Consider the following 26,107-nt stretch of genomic DNA (forward strand, 5'->3'; position numbering starts at 1 on the left):
CTGCTCTGACCGGGCCTGCTCTGACCGGCTCTGACCGGGCCGGCTCTGACCGGGCCGGCTCGGTCCAGGCCCGGCGGTGTTCGCCTCCGGCCCGGGGCGTGACCCTGGCCTGTCCGGGCGCTCAGGTCTGCGCGGTAGGGTGTCGTCACGGAAGAAATCCAACCGGGCATTCCGAGGGAGAAGCCATGGCGAGCAGGTGGGCGCGATTCGTTCGCGGCTGGCTCACGGCATCCGTCGCCATCTTCGTCGCCGCCCTCTCGCACGTTGCTGCCGGCGGCAGTGCCCCCGGGCCGCTCAGCGTGGTCCTGGCCCTCGCGTTCGCGGGGGTCGCGTCGGTGCTCCTGGCCGGCAAGAGCCTGTCCCTGTTCCGCCTCTCCCTCTCCGTCGGGGTCAGTCAGCTGCTGCTGCACGCTCTGTTCGGCCTCGGCGGGGCGTCGAGCGTCGTCATGACGGGTTCGTCCCATCACCACGGCGCGGGCCTGCCCGAGATCACCGATGCGGCGGCTCTGCCGCTGGTGTCCATGGCCGCCGCGATGCCCGGCACGAGCTGGATGTGGGTTGCACACACCCTGGCCGCCATCGTCACGATCGCGGCCCTCCACCGCGGGGAGAAGACCTTCTGGGCACTGCTCGAGGAGACTGCGAACCGTCTCGTCGCGGTTGTGATCGACCGCGTCGCCCCCGTCTCGATCGCAGCGGATGCCGCGGCCTCGCGCCCGGTCTTCGGCCGGGTCTTCGTACCCGCCGATCTTGGCGTGCTGCTCTCGAGTGTGCTCCGTCGTGGTCCACCGCTCTGCGCCCTGACGCACTGACTCCCGACCCACTCGACGCTGCAGCACCTCCACGAACCGGAGTACTTCGATGACCCATGCCCTTCTGCGACGCCCGGCAACGGGCCTTCTGCTAACCCTGACCGTGATCGCGCTGGCCGTCCTCGGCCCGATGGCTCCGGCGGCGTACGCGCACGATCAGGTGCAGTCGACGCTCCCGGCTGACGGCGAGCACGTCGACACCGCTCCGTCGGCGATCACCATCACCTTCACGGACGAGATCCTCGAGCTCGGCGCCATCGTGATGGTCGTCGACGACGAAGAGCGGAACTGGGCCGAGGGCGAAATGGGCCTCGACGGGGCTCAAGCCACGCAGGCTGTGGAGCCCGGGATGCCCGACGGCGCCTACCAGGTGCGCTGGCGGGTCGTCTCGGCCGATGGGCATCCGGTGTCGGGGGCCTTCGCCTTCGCCGTCGGTGACGCGGTTCTGCCCGAAGCCGGCTCGGGTGCAGCGACGTCGGAACCGTCACACGACGACGACGCCGGCGAGGAACCTGCTGTCTCGGGCGACGACGCCGAGTCGGGCGCCGGAACCGGACTGCCCCTGGCTGTGGTGGGCCTCATCGGCGCCCTGGGCGGGCTCGCCGTCTTCGCACTGTTCACGCTGTGGAGAGCCAAGCGCCACCGCAACCCCTGAAAAACCTGAAGCACCTGAAGCACCAGAAAAACCCGAAGCACCTGAGGCACCACACTGTGCCATTCCCAACGAACCTGAACCAGGAGAATTCCCCTTGAAGCTCAACACTGCTCCCACCCGCCTCGCCGTTGCCGCCGCCGTTCTGATGCTCGCCCTCTCGGGCTGCGCCGGCGCGGCCGAGACGCCTGCGGCGACCGCCGAGGCCAAGACCGCCGCCGACACCCTGACGATGACGGATGCCTGGGTCAAGGCCTCCGAATCCGGCATGACCGGAGCCTTCGGCCTGCTCGAGAACGCCGGCACGGCCGACGTGACCATCGTCTCGGCCGAGACTTCTGCGGCCTCCATGATCGAACTACATGAGACGGTCAGCAATGACGCCGGAGACATGGTCATGCAGGAGAAGCAGGGCGGCTTCGTGGTTCCGGCCGGCGGCTCGGTTGAGCTCGCTCCCGGCGCGAGCCACATCATGCTGATGGGGCTCACCGGCCCGTTGACCGCCGGCGAGGAGGCCACCGTGACACTGACTCTCGACGACGGATCGAGCCTCGAGTTCACCGCCCCGGTGAAGGACTACACGGGCGCCAACGAGACGTACGAGGGCGACACCGAGATGGATATGGACACCGACAACTAGTGAGTTCCGAACCGACGAACGACCAGCCTGACCAGACTGAGCCGACGGCCCACCCGGGCCGTCGGCTCAGCCGGCGGCACCTTCTTCTGGGCGGTGCCGCCGCCGGGATCGGTGCCGCCGGCGCCATCGGCGTCGACCTCGTCGCCAAGGCCGGGCGTGGTGGCTCGGCGGCGCCCGCGGTTCCGCTCTTCAGCGGAACAGCGACCGTACCGTTCTTCGGTCTGCACCAGGCCGGCGTCGACACGGAGCCGCAGGCGAGGGCCACGTTCGTGGCCCTCAACCTGCTTCCCGGGGTCGACCGGGCGGCGCTTCGGCGCATGATGCGCATCCTGACCGATGACGCGGCCCGACTCACCCAGGGTGAGGCTGCCCTGGCCGATTCCGAGCCGGAGCTTGCTGTCGTTCCAGCGCGACTGACCGTGACCTTCGGTTTCGGGCCCGGCCTCGTCGCCATCGCCGGGGGTGAGGCGCCCGGCTGGTTGCGGCCGCTGCCCCCGTTCACGATCGACCGGCTCCAACCGGAGTGGAGCGACGGCGACCTCCTGCTGCAGATCGCCGCCGACGACCCTCTGACGGTCGCCCACGCCACCCGGATGCTGCTCAAGGACCTGCGCTCCTTCGCGGCGGTGCGCTGGGTGCAGTCCGGCTTTCGTCGTGCCGCCGGTTCGGAGAAGCCCGGCACCACCATGCGCAACCTGTTCGGTCAGGTGGACGGCACCGCGAACCCCGTGGTCGGCACCGCGGACTTCGACGCCCTGGTCTGGGGTCAGGCGAACAACCCCGGTTGGCTGGCGGGGGGAACGGGCTTCGTCTTGCGGCGAATCAGCATGGACCTCGACAAGTGGGACGGGCTCGACCGGTCGGGCCGCGAGTCCACGATGGGTCGCACCCTGGCCAACGGGGCACCGTTGACGGGAACGAAAGAGCGCGACGAACCCGACTTCGAGGCGAAAACGTCGCTCGGCTTCCCGGTCATCCCCGAGTTCTCCCACCTGCGGCGAGCCCGATCCGAGGACAGGAGCCAACGCATCCATCGCCGTGGCTACAACTACGACGAGGCACCCTCGGGCACCGGTGTCTCCAACTCCGGACTGTTGTTCGCATGTTTCCAGACGGATGTCGACGCGCAGTTCGTTCCCATCCAGACGCGCCTCGACACCCTCGACCTGCTGAACCAGTGGACCACTCCGATCGGCTCCGCGGTGTTCGCGATTCCGCCGGGATGCACGCCGGAGGGCTACATCGGCGACACCCTGTTCTGACCTCCCGGCGGGCCGCCGGCCCCGCCGGGAGCCTCGGCGTGCCCGCGTAGACTGGACCTGTCTCAACCCGCAACGAAAGAGGTCGCCGCGTGGCGAACGCCCAGGCTCCACACGCACGTCAACCCCGGTACTGGCTGGTGCCGGTGCTGCGCTCAGCCGTCGCCCTTGTCCCCGCGGCGGCGATCACCTTCAACGCCGACCATTCGGCGGAGTTCGGCCTCGTCGCGTTCGGTGCGTTCGCGCTGGTCAGCGGCCTCACGATCGGTCTGCTCAGCCGGCGCACACTGTCCGACCCGCGAGAGCGGTCCCTCTTCCTGGTGCAGGGGGCCGTCGGGGTGATCGCCGGAATTCTCGCGCTGGTCTTCCACGCTGGCGGGCTCGGCTTCTTCCTCTTCCTGGTCTCGGTCTGGGCCGCTGTGACAGGGTTCCTCGAGCTCTACAGCGGAATCCGGGCCCGTCGACGGGACCCGGCCGACCGCGACTGGCTGCTCGTCGGCGCCGTGACGGCGTTCCTGGCCCTGGTCTTCCTGCTCCTGCCGCCCAACGCGGTGGTGTCGGTCGGTCTGTTCGGTGCCTACCTTGTGGTGCTCGGCGTCTACCTTGCCATCGCCGGGTTCTCCCTCAAGTGGGCAGGCACGGATGCCGCCCTCATCCTCGCGACTTCACCCAACGATTCGGACACCCTGTGACCCAGAACACGCCGCGCAAGCCCACCCGCTCCGAGAAGCTCAAGCCGGTGGAACTCGTCGGCTTCTCGGCCGTGATGGCGTTGTTCCTCGGCCTCGTCGTGCTGATGAGCACCCGGGACGTGGTGCTCTCCCTGATCGGCTTCGGCGGCACATTCATTCTGGTGCTCGTCGTGATCGCAATGCTCGTTCTCGGCATGAAGCCGAACTCGATCGAGCGCACGGACATCGACGAGCAGAACCACCCGCTGACCTGACCCGCGCGGCAGAACTACGGCAGGTAGTCCAGCAGCGGGTCCGCGAGGCCCACGTAGCTGCCGGGCGTCAGCTCGAGCAGCCGCGCTCTGGCGGCGTCGCCGATCTCCAGAGCGGCGACGAACGCCACCAGATCGTCCCGGTTGATGCGCTTGCCGCGGGTGAGTTCCTTGAGCAGGGCGTACGGGTCCTCGATCGTGGAACGTCCCGCCGACACCTCGGCCCGGATCACGGTCTGGATCGCTTCGCCGAGGATCTCCCAGTTGGCATCGAGGTCGCGTGCGAGCATGGCGCGGTCGATGTCGATCTCGCCGAGGCCCCGCGCGATGTTGTCGAGTGCGAGCAGGGAATGGCCGAAGCCCACACCGATGTTGCGCTGCGTGGTGGAGTCGGTCAGGTCACGCTGCAGGCGCGAGGTGACGAGCGTGGCCGCCAGGGAGTCGAGGATCGCACTGGACAGCTCGAGGTTGGCCTCCGCATTCTCGAAACGGATGGGGTTGATCTTGTGCGGCATGGTCGATGAGCCCGTGGCCCCGGCCTGCGGGATCTGGCGGAAGTAGCCGAGGGAGATGTAGGTCCAGACATCCGTCGCCAGGTTGTGCAGAACCCGGTTCGCGTGGGAGATGCGCGAGTAGAGCTCGGCCTGCCAGTCATGGGACTCGATCTGCGTGGTCAGCGGGTTCCAGGTGAGGCCGAGGCCCTCGACGAAACCGCGTGAGACGGCGGGCCAGTCCACGGCGGGATCGGCGGCGACGTGCGCAGCGAAGGTGCCGGTGGCGCCGCTGAACTTGCCCAGGTAGTCGCTGTTCTCAACCTGAGTGGCCAGGCGTTCGAGCCGGTAGACGAACACCGCGAGCTCCTTGCCCACCGTGGTGGGCGTCGCCGGCTGGCCGTGCGTGCGGGCCAGCATGGAGTCGGCGCGGTATTCGAGGGCGCGCAGGCGGAGGGCGCCGATGACGGCGCGAAACTTGGGCAGCCAGACCTCACGCACGGCGTCGCTGACGGTCAACGCGTAGGACAGGTTGTTGATGTCCTCGCTGGTGGCGGCGAAGTGGGTCAGTTCACTGATGTGGTCGAGGCCCAGCGTGGTCAGGCGGCGGCGCACGAGGTACTCCACGGCCTTCACGTCATGCCGGGTGGTGGCTTCCAGAACGGCCAGCTCGTCGATTTCGGCCTGGCCGAAGTCGGTGACCAGCGCGCGCAGGGCCAGCTTCTGCTCGGCGTTCAGCGGCACGGATCCGAACAGGCTGCGGTCGGTGAGGGTGATCAGCCACTCCACCTCAACCTGTACGCGAGCCCGGTTGAGACCCGCCTCGGACAGGTATTCTCCCAATTCGGTGACGGCGGCGCGGTAGCGGCCATCGAGTGGGCTGAGGACCTGGGGCGGTAACGGACTCATCGGACTCCCTGTCGGATTGCGGGTGCAAGTTGCGCGAACAGCGCTTCATTGGCGCTCTCAATCATGCCAAGAACCGTGTCAAAAAAAGCATCGTCCGAATAGTAGGGGTCCGGAACGTCCATCAGGGCGGCCTGGGCCGGGTCGAAACTGAGCAGCAGGCGCACCTTGCTGCGGTCCCGGTCGGTCGATGCCCAGTTGCGCAGGATGCGTTCCTGCGCGCGGTCGAGCACCACGACGAGGTCGAGGTCGGCGAACCATTCCGGGTCGAACTGGCGGGCCCGGTGGTGGCTCCCGTCGTAGCCGTGGGCGGCCAGGGCGGAGATCGTGCGCCGGTCGGCCTGCTCCCCGACATGCCAGTCGCCCGTGCCCGCGGAGCTCGTGGTGATCAGCCGGCCCAGGCCCGAGCGGGTGATCAGGTCGCGCAGCATCACCTCGGCCATCGGCGAGCGGCAGATGTTGCCGGTACAGACGAAAACAATGCGGAACGGTGTCGACTCATCGGGCGTGATCGACACAAAGTCCATGTCCCCATTGTGTGGCACTGCGCACCCCTCCACAGTCGGCGGGCGGACGCACATTTCGTGAACACGCGGATTCGGCGCGGCCCGGCAGGCGCGTGGTGGCACGCTCGCAGTGCGCGAACCGTGGCGGCGGCGGCGGCGCGGGAAGGGCAGACATGGGCATTCCAGGTGACACATTCCTCTCCGACTACGCGGTGGAGGCACGCCTCGACGGGCTCCGCGAGCGACGGATGCTGCTGCGCCAGCTCCGCGACGACGTCGACCTGGCCGCGGGCCGGCTCACGGCCGCTGACCTGACCGGTTCGTGGCGCTCGCCGGCGCAGCAGGGCTACGACGCCCAGCGCGGCGACCTCGCCGGCGACCTGCGCCGCGCCGCCGTGCTCATCGACGACGCCCTCACCGCCGTGGTGACCTCCATCGACGAGATCCGAGCCGCCCGGGACGCGGCTGCCGCGCCGGCCCCGGCCGCGAGCCCCGCCGCGATCCCCGTCGCGAGGGGCGGGCGATGACCGCGGAACGGCCCGACGGCGCGGGGGACACCCTGATCGTGTCCGGCGGTGGCACCACACTCGTGGCCAGTGACACGCTGCTGGCGGAGGCAGCCCGGCTGCGACTGTTGCAGGCGGCTGCGGAGGACTGGCTGGGGCGACTGAGCCGCATCCAGTCTCTGGATTCCGACCCGTCGACGGGCCCGGTCTGGGCGGCGGCGCCCGGCGCGGGGGAAAGCGTCTACGCGGCCCGGCACGCGCTGAGCGCCGTTCTCGAGCGCAGCGGGAGCCTCGCCGATGCGCTGCTCACGGCGGCGGAGGGCTACGGCCGGGCCGACCGGATCGTCGACTGGGGCACCCGCGTGTCCGGGGCCTGGCTGGGCTCCACACTGGGAATGCTGGCACCCCTCCTCGCCCTGGCCGCGGTACCGGCACTCACGGCCGGCACGGTGGGGTTGCTGCTCGGCCTGCTGGTCACCGGCACCCGGGTCGGGGATCCGGCCGCGCTGGCCGGATCCTGGCTCCAGGCGCATCCGCGGGCCCTGACCAACCCGCTCCTGGTCGCGGCGGTGCGGGTGCTCGTCTCCTCGGTCGACGACGCCGCCGCGGGCCGCGCCGGGGTGCCGTTCCCGGTGTCGCTCGCCCTCGGCGACGAGGGGGCCGGCGTTTTCGGCGTGACGACGACAGCGGCAGCCGCGGTGGTGCTCGCGCGGTCGCTCGGGCTGCTGCGTGAGACGCCGGTGTCCGTGGAGCGGTTCGATGCGCCCACGCGCCGCCTCGGTCCGCCTCACCCGCAGGCATCCTCCGGCCCGCCTGCGCCGGGCGCTGCCGTGCCCGGCCTCGGTGCCCCGACCCGGCCGGTGGCCCCGCCGACCGGATTCGGAGATCTGGCCGCCCGGATCCCCTCGGTGTCGGCCGACGCCCCCCAGATGCGGATCGAGCGCTACGGCGACCCGGATGACGCGTCCTGGATCGTCTACATCGGCGGCACGGCCGCGTGGAGCCCGGTCACCGGCGAACAGCCGTGGGACCTCACCTCCAACCTGGCCGCCGTCGCCGACCAGGGCTCCGGCTCCTACCGCGCGGTCGTGCAGGCGCTGCACGAGGCCGGGGTGGCGCCGGGCGACCCCCTGGTGCCGGTGGGTCACTCCCAGGGTGGGCTGGTGGCCGCCCAGCTGGCGGCATCCGGCGAGTTCAACACCGTGATGATGGCCACCTTCGGAGCTCCCAACGGCCAGGTGAGCCTTTCGTCCGAGGTATCGGCCGTCACGGTCGAGCACTCCGACGATCTGATCCCCGCGGCGGGCGGGGCCGCCAGTGCCGACGATGCGCGCCTGATCGTGCGCCGCGAGGTGTTCGGCGATCGGATGCCGCCGCCGGACCTGGTGCTGCCGGCGCACGCTCTCACCGAATACCGGGACACCGGGCGTCTGATGGACGACTCCGAGGAGCCGCGATTACGGCAGTTCCGGGCGGACCTCGAGGGCCTGACGGGGACGAACGTCGGTGCCGCGTCCCGGTGGCGGGGCATCCGCCTGGTCGGCGGGCCCGTCGGCGCCGCGCCTACGAGCGGGGGCTGACCGGACGGATCAGCACCCCGAGGATCCAGCTGAGGATGCCCAGGACCAGGGCCCCCAGCACTCCCCACCAGAAGTCGTCGACCGCCAGCCCGAAGCCCACCAGGTCGGAGAACCAGGCCACGATCATCAGCAGGAAACCGTTCACGATCAACGAGATCAGGCCGAGGGTGAGGATGTAGACCGGGAATGCGACCACGCGCACGAACCCGCCGACCACGCTGTTCACGAAGCCGAAAACCAGGGCGACCAGCAGATACGTGACCACGAGCGGCACTGCGCCCTCCGCGTAGGGATCCACGCGAACCCCGGTGACGAGCAGGGTCGTGAGCCACAGGGCGAACGAATTGAGAATCAGTTTGATCAGGAATCTGGCCATGCCTCCACTATGACATCGGGGGCGTCGGGGCGCACCGATGCGTTTGCCGTGGGCATGGCTATGCGGCCACGTGAATATGCCGCGGCGTAGAATCGCCGAGTGAGCCCATCAGACCCGACTTCGGTCCGCCTGCGCCCTGAGATTGTCGCCCTGCCGGCCTATCGGCAGGGACAAGCCGCCGCCGCCACCGCGTTCAAGCTTTCGAGCAACGAGAACCCCTTCGACCCGCTGCCCGGCGTCATCGCCGCAGTGAGCGCCGAAACCGCCTTCAACCGCTACCCGGATGCCTCGGCGCTGGCTCTGCGCGAACGGCTGGCCACGCGGTTCGACCGGAGCGTCGACGAGGTGCACATCGGCGCCGGTTCCGTGGCCATCCTGGCCCAGCTCATCCTCGCCGCCGCCGGTCCGGGCGATGAGGTGCTCTACTCCTGGCGTTCCTTCGAGGCCTACCCGGGTCTGGTCACCGTCGCCGGCGCCACGAGCGTTCAGGTGCCGAACCGACCGGACCACGGCCACGACCTGCCCGAGATGGCCACCCGCATCACGCCGCAGACCCGTGTCGTCATCATCTGCAGCCCGAACAACCCCACCGGCACCATCGTCACGGCGGACGAGTTCGAATCCTTCATGGCCGTCGTCCCGCCCGACCTCCTCGTCATCCTCGATGAGGCGTACTGCGAGTTCGTCACCGACCCCGACGCGGTCAACGGCCTTCCGCTACTGGCCCGGTTCCCGAACCTGGTCGTGCTGCGCACCTTCTCCAAGGCCTATGGTCTGGCCGGCCTCCGCGTCGGCTACGCCCTGGGCCCGGTCGCCGTGCTGGACGCGGCCCGGTCCACCGCGATCCCGCTCTCGGTCACGGGGGTGGCCAGTGCCGCCGCGCTTGCGTCGCTCGACGCCGCCGACCAGCTGCTGCGCAGGGTGCGCGCCCTGTCCGAACGGCGCGACCGCGTCTGGCGTCTCCTCGGAGATCAGGGGTGGAACATCCCGGCGCCCCAGGGCAACTTCATCTGGCTGCCCACGGGCGAGGAGACCACGGATATCGCCGACGTCCTGTCGGCCGTGGGCCTCATCGTCCGCCCGTTCCCCGAAGGCATCCGGATCTCGATCGGTGAGGAAGAGTCTGTGGACAAACTCCTCGGCATTTGCGCCGACATTGTTGATGATCTACCAACGGGGCACCCCGCCCGGAAGTCAGGTTAGTCCGGTGACAGCGACCCCCGCGAGCTCTCCCACGGTACGACTGCTGTCCCCGGAGGGTGTCTTCGCCCCGAGCGAGTCGGCGGCCGAATTCCTGCCGTACCTCGATCGGCTGACCGAAGCCGACTACCGGCGGTTCTACCGTGACATGGTCGTCGTGCGTCGCTTCGACACCGAGGCCGCGAACCTCCAGCGGCAGGGCCAGCTGGCCCTGTGGGTGCCGAGCCACGGCCAGGAGGCCGCCCAGGTCGGATCCGCCTACGCCACCCGCCCGCAGGACCACGTCTTTCCCTCCTACCGGGAGCATGTCGTCGGCATGATCCGAGGCCTCGACCCCGTCGACATCCTGCGGATGCTGCGCGGCGTCACCCTCGGCGGCTGGACCCCGGAAGACCACGGCAACTTCCACCTCTACACGCTGGTACTGGCCTCGCAGACGCTGCACGCCACGGGTTACGCGATGGGCATGCAGCTCGACGGCGCGACCGCGACCGGTAACCCCGAGACCGACCAGGCCGTCATCGTCTACTACGGCGACGGAGCCTCGTCGCAGGGTGACGCCAACGAGGCGCTCGTCTTCGCCGCCAGCTACCAGACCCCGCAGGTCTTCTTCCTGCAGAACAACCACTGGGCCATCTCGGTGCCGGTGACCCGGCAGTCCCGCACTCCGCTGTACCTGCGCGCCGCCGGGTTCGGCATGCCCGGCACCCAGATCGACGGCAACGACGTGCTGGCCAGCTATGCGGTGACGGCCAAACACCTCGACGACGCCCGCGCCGGCCACGGCCCGGCCCTGATCGAGGCCCTGACCTACCGTGTCGGCGCCCACACCACCGCCGACGACCCCACCAAGTACCGTGACCCCGAGCAGCTGGCCTACTGGGTCGCCCGCGACCCGATCGTGCGCTTCCGCAGCTACCTGCAGGGTCTGGGCGTCGAGCAGGAGTTCCTGGAGGCCGTCGACGAGGAGGCCGATGACTACGCGGCGGATGTGCGCCGTCGTGCCCTCGACATTCACTCACCCGACAAGACGGTCATCTTCGACAACGTCTATGCCGAACCGCACCCCCTGATCCAGGAACAGCAGGCCTGGCTCGACCGCTACGAGGCATCCTTCGAAGGAGGCGACGCGTGAGCGACACCATCGTGACCAGCATTCCCGGCCAGGCGACCCCGCAGCACGCGGCGGCGCCCGTGGTGCCGGCCGCCACCCCGCGGGCCCTTCCCGGCACGGGCACGGTGAGCCTGCCCATGACCAAGGCCCTCAACGCGGGTCTCCGCCAGGCTATGCGCGACGACCCCAAGGTGCTCCTGATGGGTGAGGACATCGGCCCGCTGGGCGGCGTCTTCCGCGTCACCGAGGGCCTGTTCGCCGAATTCGGCGACAAGCGCGTGCTCGACACCCCGCTGGCCGAGTCCGGCATCATCGGCACCGCCATCGGCCTGGCCCTGCGCGGCTACCGCCCGGTCTGCGAGATCCAGTTCGACGGCTTCGTGTTCCCCGGCTTCGACCAGATCACCAGCCAGCTGGCCCGGATGCGCAACCGGCACGAGGGCGAAGTGATCATGCCCGTGGTGATCCGCATCCCTTACGGCGGCCACATCGGTTCGATCGAGCACCACCAGGAGAGCCCGGAGACGTACTTCGCGCACACGCCGGGCCTGCGTGTGGTCAGCCCGTCGAACCCGCACGACGCCTACTGGATGATGCAGGAGGCCATCGCCTCCGACGACCCGGTCATCTTCTTCGAGCCCAAGAGCCGCTACTGGCCCAAGGGCGAGGTGAACCTGGCCGACAGCGGGGCGGCCCTGCACGCCAGCCGCGTGGTGCGCAGCGGCACGGATGCCACCGTCGTCGGCCACGGCGCCATGGTCAGCGTTCTGCTGCAAGCCGCGGAGCTCGCGGCAGTGGAGGGCACCAGCATCGAGGTCATCGACCTGCGCTCGATCTCGCCGATCGACTACGGACCCATCCTCGCGTCGGTCGAGAAGACCGGGCACCTGGTCGTGGCCCAGGAGGCCCACGGCTTCGTCAGCGTCGGATCGGAGATCGCCGCCACCGTCATGGAGAAGGCGTTCTACCTGCTCGAGGCTCCCGTGCTGCGCGTCTCCGGCTTCGACACCCCGTTCCCGCCGGCCGCCGTGGAGACGCATTTCCTGCCCAGCCCGGACCGCGTGCTCGAGGCCGTCGACCGCGCCCTCTCCTACTGATCCCCCCGCCCGCTGATGACCCCACAGCTCCACCGACAGTCACCTTTCCGGTCGAGAGTGCCCGTTCTGCGGGTCACTCTCGACCGGAACGGCCACTCTCGCCTCACCAACCGCAAGGAGCGCACTCGATGAGCGTGTCGAAATTCACATTGCCCGACGTCGGCGAGGGTCTCACCGAGGCCGAAATCGTGGAATGGCGGGTCGCCCCCGGAGACACCGTCTCGATCAACCAGGTTCTGGTCGAGATCGAGACGGCCAAGTCGCTCGTCGAGCTCCCGTCGCCGTTCGTCGGTGTGGTCGGTGAGATCCTGGTGCAGCCCGGCACGACCGTCGATGTCGGAACGGTGATCATCACGATCGTGTCCGAAACCGTCACCGTCGCCGTGGTGCCCGGCGGTGCGCCCGTCGCCGGCCCCGGCGAGCTGGCCGTCGCCGCAGCGGATGCCGGTTCCACCATCACGGACGAGCCGGCTGAGACGCAGGGTGCGGTCCTGGTCGGGCGCGGCGCAGCGGCCACCATGCCCACCCGGCGCAAGCGCCACGGCACCGCCCCCGTCGCCCACGAGACGATCGCGCCGCCGGCCTTGCCGCAGCGCCCGGCCGCCCAGCCGTTGCCGCAGTTGCCGCGCGCGGCATCCGCCGGACCCGTCGTCGCCAAGCCGCCGATCCGCAAGCTGGCCAAGGACCTCGGGGTCGACCTGCTGCTGGTCGAGGCGACCGGCCCGGTCGGCGACGTCACGCGGGAGGACGTGTTGCGGGAGGCCACCCAGGCCAGCGTGTTCCGCAACATCCAGACGCCCGAATGGCCCAGCGATCGTGAGGAGCGCATCCCGGTCAAGGGTGTGCGCAAGGCCATCGCCCAGGCCATGGTGTCGAGCGCCTTCTCCGCGCCGCATGTGAGCCTGTTCGTCGATGTGGACGCCACCCGCACCATGGAGTTCGTGAAGCGGCTCAAGGCCTCCACCGACTTCGCCGGTGTGCGCGTGTCACCGATGCTGATCATGGCCAAGGCCATGATCTGGGCGGTGCGGCGCAACCCCACGGTCAACTCGGTCTTCACCGACGAGGAAATCGTGATCAAGCACTACGTCAATCTGGGGATCGCCGCGGCCACCCCTCGCGGGTTGATCGTGCCCAACGTGAAGGAAGCGCAGGACATGAGCCTGCTGGAGCTGGCGCGAGCCCTCGAGAAGCTCACAATCACGGCCCGCGACGGCAAGACCGCACCGGCCGACATGGCGAACGGCACGATCACGATCACCAATATCGGGGTCTTCGGCATGGACACCGGCACGCCCATCCTCAACTCCGGCGAGGCCGGGATCGTCGCCCTGGGCACGATCAAGCCCAAACCGTGGGTCGTCGACGGTGAGGTGCGGGTGCGCCAGGTGACGACCATCGGCGCCAGCTTCGACCACCGGGTCGTCGACGGCGACGTCGCGAGCCGCTTCCTGGCGGATGTCGCGAGCATCATCGAGGAACCCGCACTGCTGCTCGAGTAATCGCTTGCAGGTAAAGAAAGCCTTGCCTCACCAGCTTTTTTGCTTACCGGTGAGGTAAGGCTTTCCACGCTGGCGGCGGGGTGGCACCCTGTGTTCTGATGGTCGGATGACCACCCTCGCCCCCGCCGCATCCGTTGTCCTCACCCCCTCGGTCGCTGTCCCTGTCGCCGAGCCGAAGCGCACCGAGAGCCATGCCGGCCGGCTGAACTGGCTGCGGGCCGGGGTGCTCGGCGCCAATGACGGAATCGTCTCCGTCGCGGCCCTCGTCGTCGGCGTGGCCGGGGCGACCGGTTCCACCGCTGCCATTGCAGCGGCAGGCACCGCCGGTCTCGTCGGCGGGGCCATCTCGATGGCCCTCGGTGAGTACGTCTCGGTCAGCAGCCAGAGTGACAGCCAGCGCACCCTGATCGAGCGCGAGAAGCGCGAGCTCAGCGTCGATCCCGAGGGGGAACTCGACGAGCTCGCGCAACTCTACGAAAAGCAGGGACTCGCCCCCGCCACGGCCCGGCAGGTCGCCGTGGAGTTCACCGCGATCGATCCGGTGCGTGCCCACCTGCTCGCCGAGCACAACATCGCCGAGGACGACGTCGTCAGCGCCTGGCACGCAGCCTGGGTCTCGGCCGCGGCCTTCACCCTCGGCGCACTGCTCCCCTTCCTGGCCATCCTGCTTCTGCCCACGAGCGCGCGCATCCCGATCACGTTCGGCGCCGTGCTCATCGCGCTCGCCACGCTGGGCATGACCGGCGCCCACCTCGGCGGCAGCCCCAAGCTCCGCGCGACCATCCGGGTCGTGCTCGGCGGCGCCGCGGCGCTCGTCGTCACCTTCCTGATCGGGTCTCTGCTCGGCACATCCGGCGTCGTCTGAACCGGCCTCGGCACGCGCTGAACGGCCCTATTGGTGTTGACAATCATTATCATTAGGCGTAGCGTCGTCGTGTGATCAAGAAACGATTCGTCCTCCCCGCCCTGGCCGCCGTCGCCGCACTGACCCTGGCCGGCTGCACGCCGGCCGGCAGTTCCGCCGACGCCGGTGCCGGTGAGCTCCAGGTGGTCGCGACGACCACCCAGGTGGCGGACCTCACCCGCAACGTCGTCGGTGACACCGAGGGTGTGTCGCTGACCCAGCTCATCCAGCCCAACCAGAGCGCGCACAGCTACGACCCCTCGGTGGCCGACCTGACGGCCCTCGGAAACGCCGACGTGCTCGTGATCAACGGCGTCGGCCTCGAAGAGTGGCTTGACGACGCGATCAGCGCCAGCGGCTTCGACGGCGTGACCATCGACTCGGACATGGGGATCGAGATCCAGGACGTCGCGGCCGGCGACGAGCACGCCGACGAGGAGAACCACGCCGACGACACGACCGAGACGGATGACGCCGAGCACGCCCATGAGGGCGGCAACCCGCACATCTGGACTGACGTCTCCAACGCCGAGACCATGGTCGGAACCATCGCCGCGGGCCTGGCGGACGCGAAACCGGACCTGGCCACCGCCTTCGACGCCAACGCCGCCGCGTACACCGGGCGGCTCACCCAGCTCGACGAGTGGATCCGCGCCAACATCGACGCCGTTCCGGCCGACCAGCGCCTGTTCGTGAGCAATCACGATGCGTTCGGCTACTTCACCGCGGCCTACGACGTGACCTACGTCGGCTCGATCATCCCGAGTTTCGACGACAACGCCGAACCCAGCGCGGCCGCCATCGACGCGCTCGTCGCCGCCATCCAGGAGACGGGCGTGAAGGCCGTCTTCTCCGAGGCGTCGATCAGCCCCAAGGCCGCCGACACCATCGCCGCCGAAGCCGGCGTCACGGTGTACTCCGGCGACGACGCTCTCTACAGCGACTCACTCGGCAAGGCGGGCAGCGACGGTGCCACCTACATCGGCTCGCAACTGCACAACGTCACCCTGATGCTGGAGTCCTGGGGCGCCGAGCCCACCGCGGTGCCCGCAGACCTGCGATAGTTAGTCAGTGATCGAGAACCCTTCTCAAGTACGGCCGAGTGCCCCCCTGGCGCTCAAGGTGGCGGGGGCCTCCTTCTCCTACGGCCAGAAGCCGGCCCTGGCCGACATCGACTTCGAGGTGCACGCCGGCGAGGCCGTGGCGCTGATCGGGCCCAACGGTTCCGGCAAGTCCACGCTGCTCAAGGGCATCCTCGGGCTGATCCAGCGGGTGGGCGGCACCGTCGAGGTGCTGGGGTCCTACCCGGCCCCGGTCGGGTCGATCGGCTACGTGCCCCAGGCCGACGAGATCGACCAGCAGTTCCCGGTCACTCTCGAACAGGTCGTGATGATGGGCCGCTACCGCTCGCTGGGCTGGCTGCGCCTGCCCGGCAAGCGCGACCGGCAGGCCGTGGCCCACGCGCTCGAGGCCGTGGGGCTCGCGCACCGGGCCAAGACCCGCTTCGGCGAACTCTCCGGCGGCCAGCAGCAGCGCGGGCTGCTCGCTCGCGCCGTGGCCTCCGGCCCCCGGCTGTTACTGCTCGACGAACCGTTCAACGGCCTCGACCAGCAGAACCGGGACGCCCTCGTCGGCACGGTGAATCGCCTGAAAGCCGAGGGTGTGGCCGTGGTCGTGTCCACCCACGACCTGCAGCTCGCCCGCGAGGTCTGCGAACAGGTGCTGTTGCTCAACGGCACTCAGGTGGCCTTCGGGCCGCGTAACTCGGTGCTGGTCCTGGAGAACGTGCAGCGCACTTTCCGGGAGGTCGGCGTCGAAATCGACGAGCACACCGTGGTCGTGCCCGGCCACACCGGGCACTGACATGGACGTTCTCGCACCACTGTTCGACGCTTTCGCCCTTCCGTTCATGGCGCGGGCCCTGATCGTGCTCGCGGCACTCAGCCTGGTGGCCGGCGTCGTCGGCGTGCTGGTCAATCTGCGCGGCCTCGAATTCATCAGCGACGGCCTGACCCACGCGGTCTTCCCCGGAATCGCGATCGGCTTTGTCTGGGGTGGGCGCGAGGGCCTGTTCGCCGGGGCGATGGTCGCCGCGCTCTTCGCCGCCGTCATCCTCACCCTGATCGTGCGCCAGTCCGTGTCCTCGGATGCCGCGATCGCCATCGTCTTCACCGCCATGTTCAGCGTCGGCATCATCCTGGTCTCGCGCGAGACGAACTACGTCGGCCAGCTGGAGCAACTCCTCTTCGGCCGCCTCCTCACGGTCAGCCCGACCGAGGTCGTGCAGACCGTCGTCATCTGCCTCGTGGCGCTGATCCTGATCGGGCTGACGCTCAAGGAGGAGGTGTTCCGCGCGTTCGACCAGATCGGTTTCGCGGCAGCCGGCTACCGCACGCTGGTGCTCGACCTCGTGCTCAACGTGGCGATCGCGCTCGTCGTCGTCGCGGCATCCAGTGCCGTCGGAAACCTGCTCGTGCTGGCCGTTCTGATCGTGCCCGGCGCCGTGGCCCGCCTGGTCACGACCCGGCTGTGGCTGCTCTTCCCGATCGCCGCCGGCTTCGCCGCCGTCGGGGCGTGGCTCGGGCTCGTTCTGGGGTTCCAGGCCTCCGTTCAGGCCGGCCTCGACCTGCCCAGCGGCGCCACGGTGGTGCTGGTCCTGGTCACCGGCTATGCCGTGGTGCTGGTTCTGCGCCTGGCCGTCGACGGGCTCCGGCGGATGCGGCAGCGCCGCCTGCCGGAACCGGAGAACCGACCGGCATCCAACCAGGCGGTGCGCTGATGGGCTATTTCGAGAAGGCGCTCCTGGCCGCTGCGGTGATCGGCGCCCTCAGCGGCCTGGTCGGCGCGGTGGTCGTACTGCGCCGCCGCACCTTCTTCGCCCAGGCCCTCACCCACGCCACCTTCCCGGGCGCAGTGGCCGCCACCATCGTCGGCGTGAGCATCCCGCTCGGCGCGGCCCTGGCGAGCATTCTGATCGTGGGGATCATGACCCTGATCGGCCGGGTCAAGCGGCAGGGCAGCCAGGTGGCGTCGGGCATCCTTCTCACCGCGGGCTTCGCGCTCGGCGTGCTGCTGCAAGCCCTCAACCCGTCGCTGCCGGTGCAGGTCGACTCCTATCTGGTCGGGTCGATCCTCACCGTCACCACCGGCGACCTCGCCCTGGCCGTCGGAGTGCTCGGGGTGGCTCTGGCTGTGATCGTGCTGCTGGGCAAGGAGATCCTGTTCTCCACCTTCGACCCGAGCGGATTCCGCGCCGCCGGATTCCGGGAGTGGCCGATCGAGCTGCTCACCCTCGCCCTGATCACGGCCACCGTGGTCACCGCCATGCCGGCCGTCGGCGCGATCCTCGCGATCGCACTGATCGCGGCGCCCGCGGCCGCCGCCCGACTGGTCATGCGCACCACCGCGCAGATCCTGGTGGCGGCGCCGCTGCTGGGCGCGGCCGCCGGCCTCATCGGCGTGCTGCTGTCCCGGGCGATCGACGTGGCCGCGGGGCCGGCGATCGCCCTCACGGCGGCCGCCTTCTTCCTGCTGGCCCTCGGCGGTCGCCGGCTACTCCGGGCGCGGTTACGGTTGAGATCATGAAGCGAAACACCTGGCAGCGTGAGGCCGTGCGCACCGCGCTCAGCGAGACCGAGGGATTCGTCAGCGCCCAGGGTCTGCACGCAGGCCTGCACGCCACCGGTTCGCCCATCGGACTGGCCACGGTGTACCGGGCCCTGGCCGACCTGGCCGGCGAGGGCGAAGCAGACTCCCTGCAGTCGCCCGACGGGGAGGCGCTCTACCGTGCCTGCAGCACGACCGACCACCACCACCACCTGATCTGCCGCAATTGCGGGCTCACCATCGAGATCGAAGTGGATGCCGTCGAGAACTGGGCGAACAACGTCGCCGCCGAGCACGGGTTCACCCAGGCTGCGCACGTTGTCGACGTGTTCGGTCTCTGCGCGGCCTGTTCCGCGGCATCCGTCGACTAGCGGAACGCCCGCGCCCGGGTCTCCGCCCCGAACGAATTCGACGGAGATTTTGCCCCCACAGCCCAGTTTTGCCGTGGGGCGTCAACCGGCAAAATCTCCGTCGAATTGGTTGGGTTTGCGCCGGGGGAGCGCACCGCGTAGTGTTGAACGCTGCTGCGCATATCTGTGCGTGCACTGCTGGCTCGCCTCGTCTTCGCTTCTGCGGAGCTGACGTCGTGCCAGCCGACAAGAGATCTTGGGAAGGGCATTCGCCCTTCGGTATTGGAGGAGAACCATGGCAGCTACTTGCCAGGTGACCGGAGCCGTTCCCGGCTTCGGACACAACATTTCACACTCGCACCGACGCACCAAGCGTCGTTTCGACCCGAACGTCCAGACCAAGAAGTACTACGTACCGTCGCTTCGTCGCAACGTCACGCTGACCCTGTCCGTCAAGGGCATCAAGGTCATCGACGCTCGTGGCATTGAGTCGGTCGTCAAGGACCTTCTCGCCCGTGGGGAGAAAATCTAATGGCCAAGCAGCATGACGTTCGCCCGATCATCAAGCTCCGTTCGACGGCCGGCACCGGTTACACGTACGTGACCAAGAAGAACCGTCGCAACGACCCCGACCGTCTCGTACTCAAGAAGTACGATCCCGTAGTGCGCAAGCACGTTGACTTCCGTGAGGAGCGCTAAAAATGGCGAAGAAGAGCATGATTGCCAAGAACAACCAGCGCAAGGTTATCGTCGAGCGCTACGCCGCAAAGCGCCTTGAGCTCAAGAAGGCCCTCGTTGACCCGGCCGGCACCGACGAGTCGCGTGAAGCTGCTCGCCTCGGCCTGCAGAAGCTTCCCCGCAACGCGTCGCCGGTCCGCCTGCGCAACCGCGACGCGGTTGACGGTCGTCCCCGTGGACACCTCAGCAAGTTCGGAATCTCGCGCGTTCGTTTCCGCGACATGGCTCACCGTGGCGAACTGCCCGGCATCACCAAGTCCAGCTGGTAACACCGCACGCGGCCGCTTCGGCGGCCACCCGGAACCTCGGTTCTGAATGAGAGAGGATGTCGACTTCGGTCGGCATCCTCTCTCTTTTTTCGCGCACAGCGAAAATGGAGCCGTTCCGGGAGCCAAACCGGCTGGAAACGCCGCAAATCCGCGGAATTCCGCGGATCTCTGCTAGATTCAACCCGGTCCAACCGGCCAAACGGAGTCGCTCCCCGGAGCGTCGCCCGCAATACGTGAATACCTGTTTTTACAGACAAAGGTCCGAGGAGGACACTCAATGGCTGACAAGTCGCTGAACAAGACCGAGCTCGTTGCCAAGGTTGCCGCAGACTCTGGCCAGAGCCAGGCTGCAGTTGACAGCGTTCTGAACGCTTTCTTTGCAACTCTCGCCGACACCGTCGCGAACGACGGCAAGGTCACGATCCCGGGCTGGCTCGGAGTCGAGCGCACCGCTACCGCAGCGCGCACCGGCCGCAACCCGCAGACCGGCGAAGAGATCGCCATCGCCGCGGGCCACCGCGTCAAGCTGACCGCTGGTAGCAAGCTCAAGGCTGCCGCCAAGTAGGTTCCACAAGAGAACAGGGCGTCGACTTCGGTCGGCGCCCTGTTTTGCGTGTGCAGCCCGCGTCCACCGGGCACGGTTAGGCTGAGTCAGTGCCTCGTCTCGTGCGGATTCTCGGTCCGGTAGTGCTCCTGCTGGTGGCCACGCTGACGACGCTCGTCGCTCTCGCCTACGGCGGAGGCGCCACGGCCCAGTTGCTGGCCGATCCTGGGCCTGTCGTGCGTTGGGGTCTGCCGCTGGCCAAGGTGCTCGTCAACATCAGTGCCGCGGGCACGATCGGCGCCCTCGTGCTCACCCTCTTCGCGTTGAGCCCCAGGGAGAGCGAGTACAACGCGGCCCTCGATTTCGCCGCCGGCTCCGCCGCCGTGTTCACCGTGGCATCCGCCCTCACCGGCTTCTTCACCTTCCTGCAGGTGACCACGATCCCGCTCAGCTTCGACGACCGGTTCAGCGCCACCGCCGGACAGTTCTTCAGCGACATCGCCATCGGGCAGGCCTGGCTGGCCACCACCCTGATAGCCGCCTTCGTGACCGTGCTGTGCTTCGCTGTGCGCTCTCTGACCGGCCTGATCTTCGTCGCGGTTCTCGCCGTCGGCGCTCTGGTTCCGATGGCCCTGCAGGGTCACGCAGCCGGCGCGGAGGGGCACGACGTGGCCATCACCGCCCTGGGTCTGCACCTGGCCTTCGCCGCGGTGTGGCTGGGCGGCCTGTTGACGATCATCGTGCTGCAGAAGCAGCTGGCGGGCGGCCGCATCGGCGTGGTGCTGGCCCGCTACTCGTCGCTCGCCCTGGTCAGCTTCATCGTGGTCGCCGCGTCCGGCTACGTCGGCGCCGAACTGCGCCTGGGTGCCTGGGACCGCCTGCTGACGCCCTACGGCGTCCTCGTGCTGGTCAAGGTGCTCGCGCTCACCGCGCTCGGCGGTTTCGGCGTGCTGCAACGCCGGTTCCTGATCGGGCGGATGCTGCGGAGCACTCCCACGCCGTCGTCGGGTTCGGCCCCGCGCGCCGGTGTCTGGTTCTGGTGGCTCGTCGTGTCCGAATTGGCGTTCATGGGAATCGCCTCCGGCGCCGCTGCCGCGCTGGCCAAGACCGCCACTCCGGTGGAACAGATCACGGCGACCGAGATCCCCACCTCAACGCCCGCGCAGATCCTGACCGGGGAGCTGCTGCCGCCACCGCTGACGTTCAGCCGGTACTTCACCGAGTGGAACTTCGACCTGGCCTGGGTGCTGTTCTGTGCGTTCGCGATCTTCTTCTACCTGGCCGGGGTGCGCCGCCTGCACCGCCGCGGCGACAAGTGGCCGCTCTTCCGCACCGTGCTCTGGGTGATCGGCATGCTCATCCTGTTCTACATCACCAACGGCGGTGCGAACCTCTACGCGAAGTACCTCTTCTCCTCGCACATGCTCATGCACATGGCCCTGACCATGCTCGTTCCGGTCTTCCTGGTGCCGGGGGCGCCGGTCACCCTGGCCGCACGCGCCATCCGCAAGCGCCAGGACGACAGCCGCGGCCCGCGCGAGTGGATCCTGCTGGCCGTGCACTCCCGGTACGCGGGTTTCCTGGCCAACCCGCTCGTCGCGGCCGTGCTCTTCGCCGGGTCGCTGTGGGTGTTCTACTACTCGGCGTTGTTCAGCTGGGCGACGACGGACCACATCGGCCACGAGTGGATGATCGTGCACTTCCTGATCACCGGCTACCTGTTCGTGCAGTCGCTGATCGGCATCGACCCGGTGCCGTACCGCCTGCCCTATGCCGGTCGCCTGCTGCTCCTGCTCGGCACCATGGCTTTCCACGCCTTCTTCGGTGTGACCATGATGACCGGCACCGGTCTGCTTCTGGCCGACTGGTACGGGGCCATGGGACGGGACTGGGGTCTCAGCGGCATCGAGGACCAGCAGATGGGCGGCGGGATCGCCTGGAGCGTCGGTGAGATCCCGACGATCGCCCTGGCGATCGCGGTGGCGATTCAGTGGAGCCGCAGCGACGCGAAGGAAACCCGCCGTAAGGACCGCAACGCGGACCGCACCGGCGACGCCGAACTGATCCGGTACAACGCGGCCCTCGCCCGGCTGGCCGACCGCGACCGCGTGGAGTGAGCGGTACGCCCGGCGTGACGCTCAGCGCAGCTGGAGGGCGAGCGAGCCGTTCGGGTTCACGGTCACGCTGATGCCGACGGAGAAGGCCACGTCCTCGTCTCGCACGACGACGTCGCCGTCGAAGAGCGACTGCACCTTGACCACGATGTGCGCCTGCCCTGCGGTGTCCGGCATGTCGAACGTGGTGTCGCCGGCCGTCAGGGTGACCGCCGGGTACTGGGCGATGGACCAGATCGGGTCGTCCAGAACCCGGTCGTCGATCTCGATGCCGAACGGGCAGTTCGAGGGCTGCAGCACCTGCTGCGTGGTGCAGTCGTCGAGGAAACGGTCCAGCTCGGTCTGGACCTGACTGAGGAATTGGTCGTTGGGCTGGGCGTCGATCGTGACATCCGTCGGCCCGGAGGCCGTGACCGGCACCGATTGCGGGACCGCGTCCAGCAGCGGGGAGGTGTGCCCGAACGAGTACACCGCGGGGGCGAAGGCCAGGTAGTCCGCCTGGTTCGAGAACGTTGCCGGTGCGTCGTCCGCGGCGTGCGCACGCGTGTCGAGAGTGAGCCGGTTGACCGAGAACGTCGCCTGGTGCAGCACGGTCACCTGCAGCACGGCCAGGGGGCTGGTCTCGAAGCGCCAGCTGTCGAAGACGCCGAAGAAGGTGCCTGCGCTCTCCACCTCGAAGGTCATCGTCGCGGGGGCGTCGTCGAGTTGGAATTCGTAGCTGACCGTGTGGTGGCCCGGCGTCGTCTCCTCGTCGCCGGTGAGACGGATGTCGGTGAGCTCACCGAGCACCGAGTCCCGCAGCAGAGTCTCGGGGAGGTTCTGCGGCAGCGCGTCCGCGTCCAGTTGCGCCTTCGTGGGGGTGACCCCGGGCAGCAGGAGCGCGCTGGCGGTGTCCTGGCGGGCCAGGGCGTCGAGGTACTGCCGCACGAAGCCGCTGGCGCTGTAGAGGTCGCGGTTGAGTGAACCGATCGTCGCCACCAGAGCCGCGCCGAGGAGAGCCGCGATCAGCACCACGGCCACGAGCGCTCGCCGCTGGTTGCGCTGTCGCCTGCCGTCCCGGTTGCCCACTCCCACATCCTACGGGGCGGGTTCTCCACGGACCCGTCAAGCGGGACGGTCGCGTGCAGCCGGGCCGGATACAGTGGTATGTCCCGTCCGAACCCATCGAAAGCGCCGCCGTGTCTGAGATTCCACTGTCGCGTGAGCAGGCCGAAGTGTTCCAGGCCATCGAGGGCACAAAGCAGAACGTGTTCGTCACGGGGCGGGCCGGCACCGGCAAGTCGACGCTCCTGAACCACCTGTCCTGGAACACGAGCAAGCAGATCGTGATCGCCGCTCCCACCGGGGTCGCGGCGCTGAATGTGGGCGGCCAGACCATCCACTCGCTGTTCCGCCTGCCGATCGGCGTCATCGCCGACAATGCGATCGATCAGTCCGACCAGGTGCGCAAACTGCTCAACACCATCGACACCGTCGTCATCGACGAGGTGTCCATGGTCAACGCCGACCTGATGGATGCGATCGACCGCAGCCTGCGTCAGGCGCGGCAGCGTCCGAACGACACCTTCGGCGGCGCGCAGATCGTACTGTTCGGCGACCCCTACCAGCTGGCCCCGGTGCCGGGAGACTCCGACGAGCGCGCGTACTTCGCAGACACCTACCGGTCGATGTGGTTCTTCGACGCGAAGGTGTGGCAGGGCGCGGACCTGCGCATCTTCGAGCTCACCGAGGTGCACCGCCAGCGCGACGCCGACTTCAAACACATGCTCAACGCGGTGCGTCACGGACAGGTCACGGCCGAGATCGGTGGCGCCCTCAACGCCGCGGGTGCCCGCACCCCGCCCAGCGAGGGCGTGATCACGCTGGCCACCCGCAACGATTCCGTGAACCGCATCAACGCATCCGCCCTGAAGCGGCTGTCCGGCAAGGCGCTCACCGCCAAGGCGGACGTCACCGGTGACTTCGGCGGGCGCACGTTCCCTGCCGACGAGGTGCTCGAGCTGAAGGTCGGCGCCCAGGTCATGTTCCTGCGCAACGACTCCAATCAGGATGGCGGGCCGCGCTGGGTGAACGGCAGCATCGGCACCGTCACCCGCGTCGATTCCACGGTCTACGTCGACATCGACGGCGAGACGCACGAGGTGGAACCAGCGGTGTGGGAGAAGTTCAAGTACACCTATAACCCGACGACCAAGAAGCTGCGCAAAGACGTCGTGGCCGAGTTCACCCAGTTCCCGCTGCGGCTGGCGTGGGCGGTCACCATCCACAAGTCACAGGGTGCCACCTACGAGCGGGCGGTCGTCGACCTCGGGGCACGCGTGTTCAGCCCTGGACAGACCTACGTGGCCCTCAGCCGGCTGACGAGCCTGGACGGCCTCTACCTGACCCGTCCGCTGCGCCCGAGCGACATGATCGTCGACGAGAACGTGAAACGGTTCATGCGCGGCCCGCGTCCCGCCGCCGCCCGCCCGGTCACCCCCGCCGACTAGGTATACCCGGCAGTCGCCCCGGGCGGCAGCGTGCTCCCGGCACCTGCCTCTGACGAATTCGTCAGGGTGGCAAGGGGCAGAGGCCGGGCCGCGGCGTGGGTACACTCCCTCGTGCAGGGGGAGTCCCTGACCGCGACGCGATGGGGGCCAGGCCATGAATCTCGGACGGGCAACGAACGGCCACACACCGCCCCGCACGGGTCAGCCCCGGCACCATCGGGTACCGGCTCTCGCTCTGGGGGCCGCACTGGTACTGACGGCGTGCACCTCCGCAGCGGATGCGTTCCCCGAGGCGCGCAGGCAGGCTCAGCTTCCCTTCTCGGCCGAGGTCACGGCTCGGCTGGAGGCCGTGCTCATCGAAGCGAAGACCCTGGCCGGTGCGACCGGGGCGCTTGCGGGGGTCTGGGCGCCGTGGGCCGGCAGTTGGGTGGCGGCACCCGGCTCGGCGTCGGCCACGTCTCCCGGCCCGCTCATCCCGGAGATGAGCTTCCGGATCGGCACCAACACCACCGCGCTGACCTGCACCGTTCTGCTCCGGCTGGTCGAGGAGGGCGAGGTGCGGCTCGACGACCCTGTGTCGACCTACCTTCCCCGGATGGTGGGTCTGGAGGGGATCACCCTCGGGCAGCTCTGCCGCAACACGTCCGGCCTGGCCGATCACACCCCGCTGCTGGCACCGCAGTTCGTGAGCAACCCCACCCGCCGGTGGTCGACGAAGGAGCTCGTCGCGAGCGGCACCGGGGCGCCGCGGGTCGCGTTGCCCGGTGGAATCTGGTCGCCGTCGGACACCGGGATCGTGCTGCTCGGCCTGGCCCTGCAGCAGGCGACCGGCCGCGACTGGCCGTGGCTCTACCGGCACTACGTGTTCGAACCGCTGGGGATGACCGCCACGAGCCTGCCCTCCGCCGACGAGGTGACGCTCCCGGGAGAGAGCCCCCGCGGCTACGCCGCAGCGCTCGATCCGGCGGGGGAGGCGCGCTGCGGGAGCATGATCGATGTGACCGAGTTGTCCCCGTCGACGGGCGGGGTGGCCGCCGGCGCGGTATCCGATCTCGCCGACCTCACAGTCTGGGCGCAGGCGCTGGCCGCCGGGACCCTCCTCACCGACCAGGCGACGGATGCCCAGTGGGCGCCCGTGCCGAGCGGCGGCGCTGCCCCCGGCTGGCAGCAGCACGGCCTCGGTGCCGAGAGGTTCGGCCCGCTGGTGGGGCAGAGCGGCGCGATCCCCGGATTCATCTCGGCGGCGATGGCCGACCCGGACAGCGGGCTCACGGTTGTCGTCGTGTTCAACAACTCCACGTCGGGCCGCGGATTCGCCGAGGCCGTCGCCCGGCGACTGGCGGCCGTGGCGGCCTCCGCCCCGGCGAGGGGCGATGGACCGGCACCCCGACTGGACCTGCCCTGGTCGGAGGAACAGGCGGCGGAGGCGATCCGGGCCGCGGCGGTCTGTCCCCCGCCCGATCGGGCAGAGTAGAACCCCATCAGGCGCGGCCCTGCCGCTAGGATCTC

General features: G+C 69.0%; 29 protein-coding genes. 25 read left to right on the plus strand and 4 right to left on the minus strand.

Annotated features, from left to right (window positions below; genetic code table 11):
* Positions 1–185 precede the first annotated feature (185 nt).
* The 6 genes from E3T49_RS09210 to E3T49_RS09235 all read left to right on the plus strand — a co-directional run bounded on the left by E3T49_RS09210 (position 186) and on the right by E3T49_RS09235 (position 4,309).
* Positions 186–812 carry a hypothetical protein gene (locus E3T49_RS09210; protein ID WP_134424633.1) on the plus strand — a complete coding sequence of 209 codons (627 nt, stop codon included), beginning with the start codon at positions 186–188 and terminating at the stop codon, positions 810–812.
* 49 nt (positions 813–861) lie between these two features.
* Entirely contained in the window at positions 862–1,467 is a 606-nt protein-coding gene (locus tag E3T49_RS09215; protein WP_134424634.1) for a copper resistance CopC family protein, read from the plus strand.
* A 94-nt stretch (positions 1,468–1,561) separates the two neighbouring features.
* The gene (locus E3T49_RS09220; protein WP_241972732.1) at positions 1,562–2,104 is read left to right on the plus strand and encodes a copper chaperone PCu(A)C; all 543 of its coding nucleotides are present in this window, start codon (positions 1,562–1,564) and stop codon (positions 2,102–2,104) included.
* The gene (locus E3T49_RS09225) at positions 2,104–3,366 is read left to right on the plus strand and encodes a Dyp-type peroxidase (protein WP_134424635.1); all 1,263 of its coding nucleotides are present in this window, start codon (positions 2,104–2,106) and stop codon (positions 3,364–3,366) included. Before E3T49_RS09220 ends, E3T49_RS09225 begins: the two co-directional genes overlap by 1 nt.
* Before the next feature lie 89 nt (positions 3,367–3,455).
* On the plus strand, positions 3,456–4,055 hold the full coding sequence (locus E3T49_RS09230) for a DUF308 domain-containing protein (RefSeq protein WP_134424636.1): 600 nt from the start codon (positions 3,456–3,458) through the stop codon (positions 4,053–4,055).
* Positions 4,052–4,309: a hypothetical protein gene (locus tag E3T49_RS09235; protein WP_134424637.1), complete on the plus strand. Its 258-nt coding sequence runs from the start codon at positions 4,052–4,054 to the stop codon at positions 4,307–4,309. Before E3T49_RS09230 ends, E3T49_RS09235 begins: the two co-directional genes overlap by 4 nt.
* A 14-nt stretch (positions 4,310–4,323) precedes the next feature.
* On the opposite strand, the gene purB is transcribed toward E3T49_RS09235, so the two are convergent.
* Entirely contained in the window at positions 4,324–5,706 is a 1,383-nt protein-coding gene (gene purB, locus E3T49_RS09240; RefSeq protein ID WP_134424638.1) for an adenylosuccinate lyase, read from the minus strand.
* Positions 5,703–6,230 (minus strand): low molecular weight protein-tyrosine-phosphatase, encoded by a 528-nt coding sequence (locus E3T49_RS09245; protein WP_134424639.1) that lies wholly within the window; start codon positions 6,228–6,230, stop codon positions 5,703–5,705. The genes purB and E3T49_RS09245 overlap by 4 nt, the downstream gene beginning before the upstream one ends.
* A 152-nt stretch (positions 6,231–6,382) precedes the next feature.
* On the opposite strand from E3T49_RS09245, the gene E3T49_RS09250 reads away from it, so the two are divergent.
* Both E3T49_RS09250 and E3T49_RS09255 read left to right on the plus strand, forming a co-directional pair.
* The gene (locus tag E3T49_RS09250; protein ID WP_134424640.1) at positions 6,383–6,736 is read left to right on the plus strand and encodes a hypothetical protein; all 354 of its coding nucleotides are present in this window, start codon (positions 6,383–6,385) and stop codon (positions 6,734–6,736) included.
* Positions 6,733–8,295 (plus strand): hypothetical protein, encoded by a 1,563-nt coding sequence (locus E3T49_RS09255; protein ID WP_134424641.1) that lies wholly within the window; start codon positions 6,733–6,735, stop codon positions 8,293–8,295. The genes E3T49_RS09250 and E3T49_RS09255 overlap by 4 nt, the downstream gene beginning before the upstream one ends.
* Here E3T49_RS09255 and E3T49_RS09260 read toward each other — a convergent pair.
* Positions 8,279–8,671: a phage holin family protein gene (locus tag E3T49_RS09260; protein WP_134424642.1), complete on the minus strand. Its 393-nt coding sequence runs from the start codon at positions 8,669–8,671 to the stop codon at positions 8,279–8,281. The two genes, E3T49_RS09255 and E3T49_RS09260, sit on opposite strands and share 17 nt — an antisense overlap.
* Positions 8,672–8,770: 99 nt before the next feature.
* Here E3T49_RS09260 and E3T49_RS09265 point away from each other — a divergent pair, with 99 nt between their 5' ends.
* The 15 genes from E3T49_RS09265 (at position 8,771) to E3T49_RS09335 (ending at position 22,112) form a co-directional block, all read left to right on the plus strand.
* On the plus strand, positions 8,771–9,874 hold the full coding sequence (locus E3T49_RS09265; protein ID WP_134424643.1) for a histidinol-phosphate transaminase: 1,104 nt from the start codon (positions 8,771–8,773) through the stop codon (positions 9,872–9,874).
* Positions 9,834–11,006 carry a thiamine pyrophosphate-dependent dehydrogenase E1 component subunit alpha gene (locus E3T49_RS09270; protein ID WP_134424644.1) on the plus strand — a complete coding sequence of 391 codons (1,173 nt, stop codon included), beginning with the start codon at positions 9,834–9,836 and terminating at the stop codon, positions 11,004–11,006. The genes E3T49_RS09265 and E3T49_RS09270 overlap by 41 nt, the downstream gene beginning before the upstream one ends.
* 116 nt (positions 11,007–11,122) lie before the next feature.
* Entirely contained in the window at positions 11,123–12,082 is a 960-nt protein-coding gene (locus E3T49_RS09275; protein WP_134424751.1) for an alpha-ketoacid dehydrogenase subunit beta, read from the plus strand.
* Positions 12,083–12,210: 128 nt separating this feature from the next.
* On the plus strand, positions 12,211–13,584 hold the full coding sequence (locus tag E3T49_RS09280) for a dihydrolipoamide acetyltransferase family protein (RefSeq protein ID WP_134424645.1): 1,374 nt from the start codon (positions 12,211–12,213) through the stop codon (positions 13,582–13,584).
* Positions 13,585–13,690: 106 nt separating this feature from the next.
* Positions 13,691–14,449 carry a VIT1/CCC1 transporter family protein gene (locus E3T49_RS09285; protein WP_134424646.1) on the plus strand — a complete coding sequence of 253 codons (759 nt, stop codon included), beginning with the start codon at positions 13,691–13,693 and terminating at the stop codon, positions 14,447–14,449.
* A gap of 71 nt (positions 14,450–14,520) precedes the next feature.
* Positions 14,521–15,552, plus strand: coding sequence for a metal ABC transporter substrate-binding protein (locus E3T49_RS09290; protein ID WP_198414242.1), 1,032 nt, complete (start codon positions 14,521–14,523; stop codon positions 15,550–15,552).
* A gap of 7 nt (positions 15,553–15,559) precedes the next feature.
* Positions 15,560–16,351, plus strand: coding sequence for a metal ABC transporter ATP-binding protein (locus E3T49_RS09295; protein ID WP_134424647.1), 792 nt, complete (start codon positions 15,560–15,562; stop codon positions 16,349–16,351).
* Between the two features lies 1 nt (position 16,352).
* Positions 16,353–17,267: a metal ABC transporter permease gene (locus E3T49_RS09300; protein WP_134424648.1), complete on the plus strand. Its 915-nt coding sequence runs from the start codon at positions 16,353–16,355 to the stop codon at positions 17,265–17,267.
* Entirely contained in the window at positions 17,267–18,073 is an 807-nt protein-coding gene (locus tag E3T49_RS09305) for a metal ABC transporter permease (protein WP_134424649.1), read from the plus strand. The genes E3T49_RS09300 and E3T49_RS09305 overlap by 1 nt, the downstream gene beginning before the upstream one ends.
* Positions 18,067–18,465, plus strand: a complete 399-nt coding sequence (locus tag E3T49_RS09310; RefSeq protein WP_134424753.1) for a Fur family transcriptional regulator — start codon at positions 18,067–18,069, stop codon at positions 18,463–18,465. The genes E3T49_RS09305 and E3T49_RS09310 overlap by 7 nt, the downstream gene beginning before the upstream one ends.
* 274 nt (positions 18,466–18,739) lie before the next feature.
* The gene (rpmB, locus tag E3T49_RS09315; protein ID WP_104099753.1) at positions 18,740–18,976 is read left to right on the plus strand and encodes a 50S ribosomal protein L28; all 237 of its coding nucleotides are present in this window, start codon (positions 18,740–18,742) and stop codon (positions 18,974–18,976) included.
* Positions 18,976–19,143 carry a 50S ribosomal protein L33 gene (gene rpmG / locus E3T49_RS09320; RefSeq protein ID WP_104099752.1) on the plus strand — a complete coding sequence of 56 codons (168 nt, stop codon included), beginning with the start codon at positions 18,976–18,978 and terminating at the stop codon, positions 19,141–19,143. Before rpmB ends, rpmG begins: the two co-directional genes overlap by 1 nt.
* A gap of 2 nt (positions 19,144–19,145) precedes the next feature.
* The gene (gene rpsN / locus E3T49_RS09325; RefSeq protein WP_134364793.1) at positions 19,146–19,451 is read left to right on the plus strand and encodes a 30S ribosomal protein S14; all 306 of its coding nucleotides are present in this window, start codon (positions 19,146–19,148) and stop codon (positions 19,449–19,451) included.
* Positions 19,452–19,728: 277 nt separating this feature from the next.
* Positions 19,729–20,016 (plus strand): HU family DNA-binding protein, encoded by a 288-nt coding sequence (locus tag E3T49_RS09330; protein WP_104099750.1) that lies wholly within the window; start codon positions 19,729–19,731, stop codon positions 20,014–20,016.
* Positions 20,017–20,105: 89 nt separating this feature from the next.
* Positions 20,106–22,112, plus strand: a complete 2,007-nt coding sequence (locus E3T49_RS09335) for a bifunctional copper resistance protein CopD/cytochrome c oxidase assembly protein (RefSeq protein WP_174722409.1) — start codon at positions 20,106–20,108, stop codon at positions 22,110–22,112.
* 21 nt (positions 22,113–22,133) lie between these two features.
* Here the strand turns inward: E3T49_RS09335 and E3T49_RS09340 are convergent, their stop codons facing one another.
* Positions 22,134–23,177 (minus strand): hypothetical protein, encoded by a 1,044-nt coding sequence (locus E3T49_RS09340; protein WP_134424650.1) that lies wholly within the window; start codon positions 23,175–23,177, stop codon positions 22,134–22,136.
* Positions 23,178–23,287: 110 nt separating this feature from the next.
* Between E3T49_RS09340 and E3T49_RS09345 the strand changes: the two genes are divergently transcribed.
* Positions 23,288–24,598 carry an ATP-dependent DNA helicase gene (locus E3T49_RS09345; protein WP_134424651.1) on the plus strand — a complete coding sequence of 437 codons (1,311 nt, stop codon included), beginning with the start codon at positions 23,288–23,290 and terminating at the stop codon, positions 24,596–24,598.
* A 154-nt stretch (positions 24,599–24,752) separates the two neighbouring features.
* On the plus strand, positions 24,753–26,072 hold the full coding sequence (locus E3T49_RS09350; RefSeq protein ID WP_134424652.1) for a serine hydrolase domain-containing protein: 1,320 nt from the start codon (positions 24,753–24,755) through the stop codon (positions 26,070–26,072).
* The last annotated feature ends 35 nt before the right edge of the window (positions 26,073–26,107 follow it).

The organism is Cryobacterium cryoconiti, assembly GCF_004403065.1.
In the GTDB taxonomy this organism is placed as follows: domain Bacteria; phylum Actinomycetota; class Actinomycetes; order Actinomycetales; family Microbacteriaceae; genus Cryobacterium; species Cryobacterium cryoconiti.